The following is a 12,764-nucleotide window of genomic DNA, read 5'->3' as shown; positions in this document are numbered from 1 at the left end:
CTTGGCTTTTTCAGCGCGATGCCAGCGAATACCGCGCGGCGCGCACGATGCTTTGCGCATCGACGCCGAAGAAGCGGCGCAACGCTGCGCGCGTGTCGCTGCGGCCGAAGCCATCGGTGCCGAGCGTGATGTAGCGCCGCCCTTCAGGGAGGAAGGCGCGGATGCTTTCGGGCACTGCACGGACGTAGTCGGTCGCGGCGATGACGGGGCCGCTCCCGCCGGCAAGCTGCTTCGCGATGAAAGCCGTGCCCGGGTCGGCTTCGCCCGACAGTGCGCGCTCTTCGCAGGCGCGGCCGTCGCGCGCAAGTTCACTCCAGCTCGTGATGCTGAAGACATCCACCGCGATGCCTTCGCCGGCCAGGAGTTCGGCAGCCTTGATGACTTCCGTGAGGATGGCGCCGGAGCCGAGCAGGGTGACCGCCTGCGCGCCCTTCCCGCCCTTTCCGCCCTTCCAGGCGCTGAAGCGATAGCAACCGCGCAGCACATCGCTCTCGACGCCCGCCGGAAGATCGGGCTGCGCGTAGTTCTCGTTCATCAGCGTGACGTAATAGAACGCGTCCTTCTGCTCGACCATCATCTCCCGGATGCCTGCGTCGACGATGACGGCCATCTCGCCGGCAAAGGCGGGGTCGTAGGCCTTGCAGTTCGGAATGGTCGCGGCGATCAGATGGCTCGATCCATCCTGGTGCTGCAATCCTTCGCCACCCAATGTGGTGCGCCCCGATGTGGCGCCCAGCAGGAAGCCGCGCGGACGCTGGTCGGCCGCCGCCCAGATCTGATCGCCCACGCGCTGGAAGCCGAACATCGAGTAATAGATGTAGAAGGGCAGCATCGCCAGCCCGTGCACGCTGTAGCTGGTCGCCGCGGCCGTCCAGCTCGCGATGGCGCCGGCCTCGCTGATGCCCTCCTCGAGAATCTGGCCATCGGTGGCCTCGCGGTAGGAAAGCACCGAGCCAATGTCTTCCGGCGCGTAGCGTTGGCCCACGCTCGAATAAATGCCCACCTGCTTGAAGAGATTCGCCATGCCGAAGGTGCGTGCCTCGTCGGCGACGATCGGCACCACGCGCGGACCGAGCGCCTTGTCCTTCATGAGGTTGCCCAGCATCCGCACGAAGGCCATGGTGGTGCTCATCTCCTTGCCGGACGCGGCGACGGCGAATTGCGCATAGGCCGCGATATCGGGCTTGGGCACGGCATCGCACGCGGTCTCCCGGCGCGGCATGCTGCCGCCGAGCGCGGCGCGACGGCCGAGCAGGTAGTGCATCTCGGGGCTGTCTTCAGCCGGCTTGTAGAAAGCAGCGGTGGTCGCCTGCTCGTCCGTGAGCGGCAGGTTGAAGCGGTTGCGAAACTCGATGAGGTCGGTGTCGTCCAGCTTCTTCTGCGAGTGCGTGGTCATCTTGCCCTGGCCGGCGGTGCCCATGCCGTAGCCTTTCTTGGTGTGGGCAAGGATCACGGTGGGCTGGCCGGCGTGCACCGCGGCGGCCGCATAGGCGGCGTGGATCTTCACGAGGTCATGGCCGCCGCGCTTCAGGCGATCGATCTGCTCGTCGGTCATGCCTTGCGCGAGACGCGCGAGTTCCTCGTCCTGGCCGAAGAAGGTGTCGCGGTTGTAGCGGCCATCCTTGGCGGCAAATGTCTGCATCTGGCCGTCGACGGTGTTGGCAAAGGCGCGCACCAGCGCGCCGTTGACGTCTCGCGCGAAGAGGCCGTCCCAATCGCTGCCCCAGACGAGCTTGATCACGTTCCAGCCGGCGCCGGCGAAGAGCTTTTCGAGCTCGTCGATGATGCGGCCGTTGCCGCGTACCGGCCCATCGAGCCGCTGCAGATTGCAGTTGACGACCCACACAAGGTTGTCGAGCTTCTCGCGCGCCGCGAGCGTCAGCGCGCTCATGGATTCGGGCTCGTCCATCTCGCCGTCGCCGAACACGCCCCACACCTTGCGGCCCTCGCAGTCAAGCAGATTGCGGTGCGTGAGGTAGCGCATGAACCGCGCGTGGTAGATCGAGCTGATGGGGCCGATGCCCATCGAGCCGGTCGGGAACTGCCAGAAGTCCGGCATCAGGTACGGGTGCGGGTAGCTGCTCAGGCCACGCGCGCCCTTGCCGTCGACGAAGGCCGGCGCCGTCAGTTCCTGGCGGTAGTGCATCAGGTCCTCTTCGCCGAGGCGGCCTTCGAGGTAAGCGCGGGCATACACGCCGGGCGCGCTGTGCGGCTGGAAGAACACGAGGTCGCCGCGATGCGATGGCGTGCGGGCGTGGAAGAAGTGGTTGAACCCCGTTTCGAACAGGTCCGCCGCGCTGGCGTAACTCGCGATATGGCCGCCGAGTTCGCCATAGGCCTGATTGGCGCGCACCACCATCGCGAGCGCATTCCAGCGCATCAGCGAAGCAAGCCGCTCTTCGATCGCGAGATCGCCAGGAAAGGCGGGCTGCGCCTCGACAGCGATGGTGTTGACATACGGCGTGGACAACTCCGGCTGCCATCCGATGCGCTGGGCACGGGCCATGCGCGCGAGTTCGTCGAGCATCCAGCGCGCCCGCTCGGGGCCATGCGTCTCCGCCAGCGCGACGAAGGCTTCGCGCCATTCGGCGGTTTCGACGGGGTCTGGGTCATGCAAGGACATGTCGAGCAGCGCGCGCAACTGGTCAGGAGAGATCGGGGCGTTCATGAGCCGCACTTTAGGCAGCGATTGTCGACATGAGATGCCGTTTCTACAACGTTGCTCGCAATCTCGCAGCATAAAATGCCGCGCTTCATTCCGATTGAAGCATTTCATGCAACTCGACGCGATCGACCTTCGCATCCTGGACGAGCTCCAGCGCGACGGCGCGCTTTCCAACGTGGAACTCGCGCGCCGCGTGCATCTTTCGCCGTCGCCCTGCCTCGCGCGCGTGAAGGCGCTCGAGATGGCCGGCGTCATTCGGCGCTACGTGGCGCTGGTCAACGCGAGCGCGCTCGGGCTCGGTCTCAACGTGTTCATCTCGATCAGCCTGAAGACGCAAAGCAAGCAATCGCTGGCCGACTTCGAGCAGCGCATCGCGGAGCACGACGAGGTCATGGAGTGCTACCTGATGACAGGCGACAGCGACTACCTGATCCGCGTCGCGGTGGCCGACATCGCGGCGCTGGAGAAATTCATCCTCGAACAACTCACGCCGATCAGCGGCATCGAAAAGATTCGCTCCAGCTTTGCACTCAAGCAAGTGAGATACAAGACGGCGTTGCCGCTGCCCTAGACGCACGCGAGCGCCGAACTCTCGACCACGCGCGGTGCACGCGCCCAACGAGTGGAGCGGCGGGCAGGGCAGGCTCGATGCAGCATCTTGACGGACTGTCGAGCGGCGCTTCGAGCGTCGAGTCTGGGCGAGAAAAATAAAACCCGGAAAAAGCTTGAATGAAGAGTTCCGGATGACCCGGAATCAGCAAGGACCGCTCGTGCACCTTCCATTCTTCGATCAGCATGTATCCAAGTGCCTCGATCTCACTGACGAAACTCTTGCGGCTGAAAACCTGTACGGGCGCGTAGCAGCCGTGGCCGATGTTCTGGGCCGTCACGAAGGCGCTTCCATCGTAGATTGGAAGCTTGTTGATGAGGATATGAGGGGGTCGCGCCCCTGACATTTGAAGCAAGCGATCGATTCGACCTTCGTCGATGTATTGAAGGGCGCCAGCGGAAAGCCAGATGCTGGCGTACCTTCCGGCCTCCTTGAAATCGACCGTGAAGCGAAGCGCCATGGCTTCGTGCAGGGCGGCAAACTCCCTGCCGACGGCCACCATCGCCGGCACCTCCACCACCTGCCAAATCAAGTCGTCCGGCATCTGGAGGTAGCGCCTGTACGCGTAGTAGTGCACGCCAAAGGAGCCGCCGATGTCCAGCACCGTCGAGGCGCCACCCCAGAAGGCCTGCTGCAGCCACCACATCATGGGGTAGTCGTAGGCAAACACGTGTCGGGTGTGCTCGTCGTAGCCTTGGGCCAAGGCCGGATGATCAAATTCCAGACTGTGCGGCAGCCAGGCACGCGCGGCGTCGAAACTTTCGAACACGCCAAAGTAGTCACAAAACCCTTCAGGCGTGAAGAACTGCTTGCGCTTCAATCGGACCCGTGCCGGGCGAATCGGGACATCCAGCAGCTGACGCAACTGCCTCGCCAAGTTGAGCATCATCATCGCGTCCTGTCCCCCTACCGGAATCCACTAGCAAGCCGCGAAAGCCCTGTCACAAAAAGAACACCAAAGAATTAATCAATAGCGGATTTTCGGTCGACTGCAACCGGTATATCCGCACGGAATCGCAGGGAAACAGAAGTTTCATATTGCATCGATATGGTCAGGCTCCCGTCAGCCAAACCATACGATGAAACATCTCTCCGCACCCCCCGCGCCGGTCGATTCCATTGACCCCGACGACCTCGACAACAACCCGAGTTCGAATGCCAGCCTTCACGAGGTCATTGCCACGCGCATGCACCGCCGCCACTTGCTGCGCGGCGGCGTTGGCGCGCTGACTGCGGCCACCCTGGGCCCGCTGGCGTTGAGCGCCTGCGGCGGAGGCAGCAACGGCGCTGTCTTCCCGCCCGCGCCCGCGCCCTCGCCTTCCCCGGCACCGGCGCCGGCACCCGCACCAGCCCCCGCGGCCGAGCCCAAGCTCGGCTTCTCGGCAGTGGGCAAGGACCTCGCGGATCGCATCACCGTGCCCGCCGGCTACACCGCCACCGTGCTCTACGCGACCGGCGATTCGATCGACCCTGCCGTCTCCGACTACAAGAACGACGGCAGCGACGACACCTTCAACCGCCGCAGCGGTGACCAACACGATGGCATGCACTACTTCGGTCTCGGCGCCGACGGCAAGCCGTCCCTCACCGCCAACGACCGCGCACTGATGGCGATCAACCACGAGGCCATCAACGGCACCGTGGTCTTCATGCATCCGAGCGGGCAGACCAACGCCGGCTCGAGCGCCGGACCGCGCCCCGAAGCGGAGGCGCTCAAGGAAGTGGAAGCGCACGGCGCCTCCGTGGTCGAGATCGCGCGGTCGAACGGCAAGTTCGCGGTGGTCAAGGGTTCGACCTTCAACCGCCGCATCACGCCGCGCACGCCGATGGCCTTCGGCGGCCCGGCGAGCGGTTCGGCCCTGCTGAAGACCACATACTCACCCGCCGGCACGGACACGCGCGGCATGATCGGCAACTGCGCATCCGGCTATACGCCGTGGGGCACCTACCTGACCTGCGAAGAAAATTTCGCCGGCTTCTTCCGCCGCGGCGCGACGGACGACGCCAAGCGCAGTGCCAAGGAACTGGCCGCCTTCAAGCGCATCGGCCTTGCACAAGGCGCAGGCGGCGGCCAGCGCTGGGCCACCGTCGCGCCAATCGACGGCACGAACACCGAGTACGCGCGCTGGGACGCGAGCAGCCTCGGCGCCTCCACCGACGGCACAGATGATTTCCGCAACACGGCCAACACCTTCGGCTGGGTGGTCGAGATCGACCCCTACGATCCGAACTCGAAGCCGGTCAAGCACACCGCGCTCGGACGCTTCGCTCACGAAGGCGCGTGGCCCAGCAACCCGGTCGTCGGCAAGCCGCTGGCTTTCTACATGGGCGACGACTCGCGCAGCGAGTATGTCTACAAGTACCTGTCCAATGCCGTGTGGAGCGCGGCCGACGCAAACCCGGTCGACCGCCTCGCCACGGGCAGCAAGTACCTCGACGACGGCACACTCTATGCGGCGAAGTTCAATGCGGACGGCACGGGCACCTGGCTCAAGCTGGACCTGAGCAACACGGCCATTTCCGGCAACGCCGCGTACGCCTTCGCCGACCTCGCCGACGTGCTGGTCAACGCGCGCCTCGCCGCCGACGCCGCTGGCGCCACCAAGTGCGACCGCCCCGAGTGGACCGCCGTGAATCCGAAGAACGGCGAGATCTACATCACCATGACCGAGAACCCGGACCGCGGCGCGGTCGGCACGACGAGCAGCAACAACGTGCCCAACCCCGACGTGGATCCGGCCTTCCCGCGCTACTGGCTCGACAACAAGGGCGTCTCCACGCAGAACGCCACGGCCTCGACCTCGAAGGGCAACGTCAACGGCCAGGTGATGCGCATCCGCGAAACCGGCAGCGACGCATCGGCCACCACCTTCGACTGGGACATCTTCCTGTTCGGCAGCCAGGCGAAGGCCGATGCCGGCCTCGACGACGTCAACTACCAGAAGAACGTGAACCTGTCCGGGCTGTCGGAATTCAACGACCTGTCCAAGCCCGACGGCTGCTGGTTCTCGCACGCGAGCGGCATCCTCTGGATCGAGACCGACGACAACGCCTACACCGACGTCACCAACTGCATGCTGCTGGCGGCGATTCCGGGCGAATACGGTGATGGCGGCAAGATCGACGTCGTCAACCAAGCCAACGGCAAGCCCGGGGCCGCGGGCACAGGCCCCGTGACCGTAGGCACCTATGCCGGCAAGAAGATGAACGACACCATCTTCAAGCGCTTCCTCACCGCACCACTCGGCGCCGAAGTCACCGGCCTGGCCGAATCACCCGACGGCAAGACGCTCTTCATCAACATCCAGCACCCGGGCGAGAACACAGCCGCCGCGAACATCGCGGACCCAGGCAAGTACGAAAGCCACTGGCCAGGCAACGGCGCAGGCGTTGCAGCCTACGGCCCCGGCGGCGCAACAGCACGCCCCCGTTCGGCGACAGTGATGATTACCAAGGACGACGGCGGCGTCATCGGCCTCTGAACACGCCCGTTCTCCGCAACGCCTTCCAGAAACACCGCGGAACCGGCTTTGCCGGCCCGCTGGTGTTGCCCCCGGCAGGGGGTGGGCGGCTACACGAAGTGAGCCAACCTGGGGGCGAGCCCTATTTCGGCCAGAGAGCCCACAGGCGAAGGGATTGATTCATTTTTGCGGCGATGCGTCCGGCCTCCGCGCCTGTGCCGGCGAAATAGTCGGCCCTCACCGCACCCACGATCGCACTGCCCGTGTCCTGCGCGACCACCAGCTTGGCCAGCGGCATCGCGGGGCCCGGTGAAGCGAGCCATACCGGCGTGCCGTAGGGAATGCTGTCGCGGTCGACCGCGATCGAGCGACCCGCCGTAAGCGGCACGCCCTGCGCACCTACGGGACCGGAGGATGCGTCGACCTCGCTCATCGACTCCTCCCGGAAGAAGACATAGCGCGGATTGCTCCACAGCAATTGCGACAGACGCTGCGGGTTTTGCGCCACCCACTGCTTGACGTCGTCGGGCCACAAGCTCACCTTCGGCACACCCTGGCTGATCAGCCATTGCTGCACGCTCCGATAAGGCTGCTCGTTGGTGGCCGCGAAGGCGACACGGATCACGTGCTGCGAGCCGTCGGCCTCGGTCATGCGCAATCGCCCCGAACCCTGGATGTGCAACATGAGCACGTCGATCGGATCGGCGAGCCATGCGATCTCGCGGCCCCGCAGCGCCGCCTGCGCCTGTGGCAGCGTATCGATTTCCTGCCGCGTGTACCACGGTCGCTTCGGCACAAGGCCGGCCGGCGCCTGATAAAGCGGCACGGTGTTCGTCGCGGTGGGACGGCGTGTCGCTTCGAACACCGGCTCGTAGTAGCTGGTGAGCTTGCCGTCGGTGGGGCCGGTCGGCGATTCGACCCGATACGGCTGCAGTCGCTGCATCATCCATGCGCGCTGCTCGTCGGTCTCCGCAAGGGACAACTCCCGCACCTCGCGGCAAAGCGGCGCGAAGGCTGCGTTGGGGCGTGCGCAGTTCGAGATCATCGCGACCCAGCCTTCATGCAGCGCGTCGTCGTTGAACCCCGGCAGATCCGACCACGCGACGGGCACCCAGCGGCTCTTCGGATGCGCGAGCGAACCGGTCAACGGGCCGAGATCGCGTGGCGGCGCGTTCACACTCGGCGCTGTGAGAGGGAGCTCGGGCTGCCTCGTGCTGGTGGAACAGCCGGCGAGCGTTGCTACGATCGCGAGCCCAACCAGCCACTGGAGTCCTTTTTTCATGGGTCTGATTTTGCTTGAAGCCCTGGGCGCGGGAGTCGTGTTCATCCTGATCATCTGGTGGACCATGTTCTCGGGCCGCAAGCGTGGCGAGTTGCACGACGACGATGCCGACGCCGAGGACACGCCCACGTCCGACAAGCCTTCGCAGCGCGATTGAGGCAGAGAGCCTGCGCGCTACGCTTTCAATAGCACGCTTGCCATATCCGGCAAGCCTTTCCAGGGAGCGGCATGGCCGCCAGGCGTTACATGCTGAAACCGCCGCCACGGCTCGAAACGTCGAGCGCTCTGGATAATCGGCGCGGTCAGTTTTCACCACCGAAAGGGCTTCAATGAAAAAACTCGTACTCGCAACCTGTGCCGCGGCATATGTACTTTCGGGCTGTGCCGACATGACCGCAACGCAGAAGGGCACCGGCATCGGCGCCGGTGTCGGTGCGGTCGCCGGCGCAGCGATCGGATCCGCCACCGGCCACAGCGCTGGCACTGGTGCGGCCATCGGCGCCCTGGCGGGTGCGGCGGGCGGCTACCTGTGGTCGCAGCGCATGGAAAACCAGAAGCGCCAGATGGAAGCCGCGACCAAGGGCACCGGTGTCGCCGTGACCCAGACGCCGAACAACGAGCTGAAGCTCGCGATCCCGAGCGACGTTTCCTTCGACGTCGGCCGTTCGGTGATCAAGCCCAACTTCTCGCCGATCCTCGATCAGTTCGCTTCCGGACTGCGCAACAACCCCAACGCCGAGGTCCGCATCGTCGGCCACACCGACAGCACCGGCACCGACGCCATCAACGACCCGCTGTCGATCCAGCGTGCCGCGGCCACGCGCGACTACCTGATCGCACGCGGCGTGTCGCCGACCGCCTTCAAGATCGACGGCCGCGGCTCCCGCGAACCGATCGCCGACAACAGCACACCCGCGGGGCGCGCGCAGAACCGCCGCGTGGAAATCTACGTCGGCGAACGAGCGCAAGGCTAGCCTCACCCCAAACAGACACGGCATCGGAGCCCGGCCGGCAAAGCCAGGCCCCTTCGTGAAACACCGCGGAACCGGCTTCGCTGGGCCGCCGGTGTTGCCCCCGGCAGGGGGCTGAGGGCTGCGGCTCCAAGCCTGCCTGCGCAGGCTTGGACGGCCCGAAGAGCCGCTGCCTCAGGCAGCGACTCGAGGCGGCTCCACGAAGTGAGCCAACCTGGGGGCGAGCAACAATCAGACGCCGCGCAGGAGGTTGGCCAACTCTACGGCTGACTTGACTTCCATCTTTTCGAACACGCGCGCACGATGGACCTCCACCGTGCGCACGCTGATCGATAGCTGGTCCGCGATCAGCTTGTTGGGCAAGCCCTCGATCACGCAGCGCATCACGTCGCGCTCGCGATCGGTCAGTTCACCGATGCGCCGCTTCAACACCTGACGCGCACGCTCCGCCTCGATGGCGCGCAACGAGGCGCCGAGCGCCTGCTCGATCCGGTCGACCAACGCATTGTCGGAAAAGGGCTTCTCGCAGAAGTCGAAGGCGCCGCGCTTGACCGCGTCGACAGCCGTCGGCACGTCGGCATGGCCGGTCAGGAAGATCACCGGCATCGCGTCCAGGAGACCGCGCTCCACCAGTCGGTCGAACAACACGAGGCCGCTGGTGCCGGGCATGCGCACGTCGAGCAACAGGCAATGCGGACGATCGCTCAGCGGTTCGTCGGCCAGCCGCGCTTCGAAGGCTTCGGCGTTCGCGAAGCTCTCGCTCGAAAGACGTCGCGAACGCAGCAACCAGGCCAGCGCCTCGCGAACGCTCGCATCGTCGTCGACGATAAAAATCAGGGCATCGATCAGGGGTTGCATGGCGATCAATCAGCGAGCCTTCAGGCAGCCGGCAGGGTAAAGCGAAAGACAGTGCCGCGCGGGTGCTGCGGCTCGAACATCAGCACGCCGCCGTGCTGCTCGACAACCGTGCGACACAGGCTGAGGCCCAGGCCCATGCCGTCGGATCGCGTGGTGAAGAAAGGAGTGAACAGGCGAGCGGCCACATCGTCGCTGATGCCCGAGCCGACGTCCGATACGGAGAACTCGAGCCAGCGGCGTGCGTCCGCGGCCGAGACGGTCTCGGGGCCGCGGCCCACGGCGCCCGCGCGAACGACCTTGAGGCGCAGCACACGATCGCCCAGCCCCGGCATGTCCATGGCCTGCATGCCGTTGCGCGCCAGGTTGAGCAGAACCTGCTCGACCAGCGTGCGGTCGCAATACACCGAGGAGAGGTGGTCGTCGAGAACGACTTCGACCTGCACGCCCAGTTTGCGCGCCTGCAGGAGCACGAGCGGAAGCACCGCGTCGATCAGGGCATGCGGCGCGACCGCCTCTCGCGTGCGATCGCGCCGCCGCACGAAGTCATGCACGCTGCGAATCACCTGGCCCGCCCTGTCGGCCTGCTCGGCGATGCGGCGCACCGCCATGGCGACCTCGTCACGGTGGCTCTGCAGCGACGATTCATCGTCGGCATGCAGCAGATTGAGCGAGCCGCTCGCATAACTCGCGATGGCGGCCAGCGGTTGCGTGAGTTCATGGCTCAGGAGCGACGCCATTTCGCCGACGGTCGCGAGACGCGCGCTGGCCTGGAGCCGCTCCTGGCTCGCGCGCGACAGCTCCTCGATGCGGCGCTGCTCGCTGATGTCGATGAAGGCGCTCATCCAGCCCGTCTGCGAGCCATGCGCGTTGATCAGCGGCGCCTCGAAGATCAGCACCGGAAAGCGGCTGCCGTCCTTGCGCATGAAAACCGATTCGAACCCTTCGCGCGGGGGCACGCCGCCGGCCATGCGTACGGCCTGCCGGCGCTGGTATTCGTGCGCGAGTTCGGTCGGCCAGTAGGGCGCCTCGTCGCCGCCGCTGGCGGTGAGCTCCTCGACGCTGAAGCCCACCATCTCGCAGAAGGCCGGGTTCACATAGGTGATGCGGCCCTGGAGGTCGCGCGCCCGAAGGCCCGTGATGACCGAGTCTTCCATGGCCTTGCGGAATGCGAGCGCATCGGCCAGATCGTGCTCGGCACGCAGGCGCCGACGCGTATCGCGCGCCAGCAGCACCAGCACGGACACGAGCGCGATCGAAATCGCCGTGACAAGCGCCGTCAGCATGTTCGGGAAGAGATCCGGAACGGCCCGCCAGCCGTCGACGCGCAGCATCAGGGGCGCACCCGGAAGATCGATCAGCTGCTGCGAAGTGAAGACGCGTGTGCCGACGCGGCGCTGCACGCCGATCGCCACCAGCCGCGTGCCGTCGACCTCGGTGAAGGCGACTTCCTGCCCGCGGCTCAGCGTCGGGGCAACCAGTTCGGTCAGCATGTCCCTCAGCGAATAGGAAGCCACGAGATAGCCGCCGCCCTCGACCGGCAGGCACATTTCCATGACCTCCAGCCCGTTGCCCTGAGTGACCGGGACATAGTGGCTGGGTGAGTACGCGACCGCCCCCAGCTTGCGTGCCGTCGCGCAAGCGAGATCCACATCGGGGTGTGCCTGGCCCCGGTCGACGTCGTCGAAGATGCGCCTGCGATAAGGCGTATCGACCGCGGCCTGCGGCCGCAATGCGGCGTCGCGCCACTCGAGCCGCAGCCATTCGCGGTGCTCGCGCAGCAGGCTCCCGGCGCGGAGGTCCCACTGATCGCGATTCACGCCGTCCGCGAGCGAAGCGCGCAAGGTCTGCGCGTTGCGCTGCAGGCCGACGCGCAAGTCGGCCACCGCATCGGCCGTGTCACGGTCCAGCACCGTCTGCGCCTGCTCGACCTCGTGCCGGCCGGCCAGCCAGACGACGGTGACGAGCAATGCAAGAACGAGGATGGCCAACAGCACCCAGAGGAACCAGCGCCGCCATACGGAGCGCAGGAAGCGCAGCCGCGCGAAGGCGGGACGAAGGACGCGTGCGACAGGCAGCGTGGGCGAGGACACCGTCTTCAGATCACGCGATGAGACAACGCCGGCAGCTGCGTGCGCGCACGCTCGACCTGCAGCGCGTCGATGTCGAACAGAACCACGGCCTCGTCATTGGCCTGTTGCGCGACGACGGTGCCCCAGGGGTCGACCACCATCGACTGGCCCCACGTCCGCCGGCCGTTCTCGTGCTTGCCGCCCTGCGCGGGCGCAACCACCCAGGCGAGGTTTTCGATGGCACGCGCACGCAGCAGCACCTCCCAGTGCGCGGCGCCAGTGGTGTGCGTGAACGCGCTGGGCACGAGCAACAGTTCGGCACCCTCCCGGGCCAGCGCCCGATAGAGCTCGGGAAAGCGCAGGTCGTAGCACACGCTCATGCCGATGCGCCACAGATGGCCGTCCCGCGAGGGCAGATCGAAAATCACGGGCTCGCTGCCGGGCGCGATCACGCGGCGTTCGTCGTAGCGTTCGCGGCCGTTGTCGAAGAAGAAGAGATGGATCTTGTCGTAGCGCGCGACGCATACGCCGTCGGGCGCGTAGACCAGCGAGCTGTTGAACACATGGTTGTCGTCGTCGGTTTCGAGCGGCAGGGTGCCGCCGACGATCCACAAGCCGAATTCCCGTGCGGCATCCGCGAGAAAACTCTGCACGGAACCCGCGCCGGCGGTTTCGCGCAGCCCGAGCTTGTCGGTATCGCGCGCGCCCATCATGCAGAAATACTCGGGCAGCACGGCGAGTTCGGCGCCTCCCTCCGCGGCTTCGGCCAGCAGCGCGTGGGCGCGCGCCAGGTTGGCCTCGCGGGCGATGGCCGACACCATCTGGATTGCAGCGACTTTCATGGCGGA

General features: G+C 66.1%; 10 protein-coding genes. 4 read left to right on the top strand and 6 right to left on the bottom strand.

All coding sequences use genetic code 11. The annotated features are described in order from the left end of the window. Positions 1–10: 10 nt before the first annotated feature. Positions 11–2,668 (bottom strand): alpha-ketoglutarate dehydrogenase, encoded by a 2,658-nt coding sequence (gene mdeB, locus AC1DN9_RS10550; protein ID WP_478099818.1) that lies wholly within the window; start codon positions 2,666–2,668, stop codon positions 11–13. A gap of 106 nt (positions 2,669–2,774) precedes the next feature. Between mdeB and AC1DN9_RS10545 the strand changes: the two genes are divergently transcribed. Further along, entirely contained in the window at positions 2,775–3,236 is a 462-nt protein-coding gene (locus AC1DN9_RS10545; RefSeq protein WP_478099817.1) for an Lrp/AsnC family transcriptional regulator, read from the top strand. Here the strand turns inward: AC1DN9_RS10545 and AC1DN9_RS10540 are convergent. Then, on the bottom strand, positions 3,196–4,167 hold the full coding sequence (locus AC1DN9_RS10540; protein WP_478099815.1) for a methyltransferase, TIGR04325 family: 972 nt from the start codon (positions 4,165–4,167) through the stop codon (positions 3,196–3,198). The two genes, AC1DN9_RS10545 and AC1DN9_RS10540, sit on opposite strands and share 41 nt — an antisense overlap. Positions 4,168–4,354: 187 nt before the next feature. On the opposite strand from AC1DN9_RS10540, the gene AC1DN9_RS10535 reads away from it, so the two are divergent. Continuing rightward, a complete protein-coding gene (locus tag AC1DN9_RS10535; protein ID WP_478099813.1) occupies positions 4,355–6,757 on the top strand; it encodes a PhoX family protein in 2,403 nt (800 codons plus the stop codon). 121 nt (positions 6,758–6,878) lie between these two features. On the opposite strand, the gene mltA is transcribed toward AC1DN9_RS10535, so the two are convergent. Then, positions 6,879–8,018, bottom strand: coding sequence for a murein transglycosylase A (gene mltA / locus AC1DN9_RS10530; RefSeq protein ID WP_478099811.1), 1,140 nt, complete (start codon positions 8,016–8,018; stop codon positions 6,879–6,881). Between mltA and AC1DN9_RS10525 the strand changes: the two genes are divergently transcribed. Both AC1DN9_RS10525 and AC1DN9_RS10520 read left to right on the top strand, forming a co-directional pair. After that, positions 8,017–8,175 carry a hypothetical protein gene (locus AC1DN9_RS10525; RefSeq protein ID WP_478099809.1) on the top strand — a complete coding sequence of 53 codons (159 nt, stop codon included), beginning with the start codon at positions 8,017–8,019 and terminating at the stop codon, positions 8,173–8,175. The genes mltA and AC1DN9_RS10525 overlap by 2 nt on opposite strands. Positions 8,176–8,347: 172 nt before the next feature. Next, positions 8,348–8,992, top strand: a complete 645-nt coding sequence (locus AC1DN9_RS10520; RefSeq protein WP_478099808.1) for a YiaD family glycine zipper/OmpA-like lipoprotein — start codon at positions 8,348–8,350, stop codon at positions 8,990–8,992. A 228-nt stretch (positions 8,993–9,220) separates the two neighbouring features. On the opposite strand, the gene AC1DN9_RS10515 is transcribed toward AC1DN9_RS10520, so the two are convergent. Genes AC1DN9_RS10515 through AC1DN9_RS10505 form a run of 3 tightly spaced genes read right to left on the bottom strand, consistent with a single transcriptional unit; the run spans position 9,221 to position 12,758 of the window. Next, positions 9,221–9,847 carry a response regulator transcription factor gene (locus AC1DN9_RS10515; RefSeq protein WP_478099807.1) on the bottom strand — a complete coding sequence of 209 codons (627 nt, stop codon included), beginning with the start codon at positions 9,845–9,847 and terminating at the stop codon, positions 9,221–9,223. 20 nt (positions 9,848–9,867) lie between these two features. Continuing rightward, the gene (locus AC1DN9_RS10510) at positions 9,868–11,937 is read right to left on the bottom strand and encodes a two-component system sensor histidine kinase NtrB (RefSeq protein WP_478099805.1); all 2,070 of its coding nucleotides are present in this window, start codon (positions 11,935–11,937) and stop codon (positions 9,868–9,870) included. Positions 11,938–11,942: 5 nt separating this feature from the next. Continuing rightward, positions 11,943–12,758 (bottom strand): carbon-nitrogen hydrolase family protein, encoded by an 816-nt coding sequence (locus AC1DN9_RS10505; protein WP_478099803.1) that lies wholly within the window; start codon positions 12,756–12,758, stop codon positions 11,943–11,945. Positions 12,759–12,764 lie beyond the last annotated feature (6 nt).

The sequence above is a fragment of the Variovorax sp. 05L425 genome (genome assembly GCF_056397705.1).
Note: the sequence above shows the minus strand (reverse complement) of the source record. Positions and strands in the feature narration are given on the sequence as shown.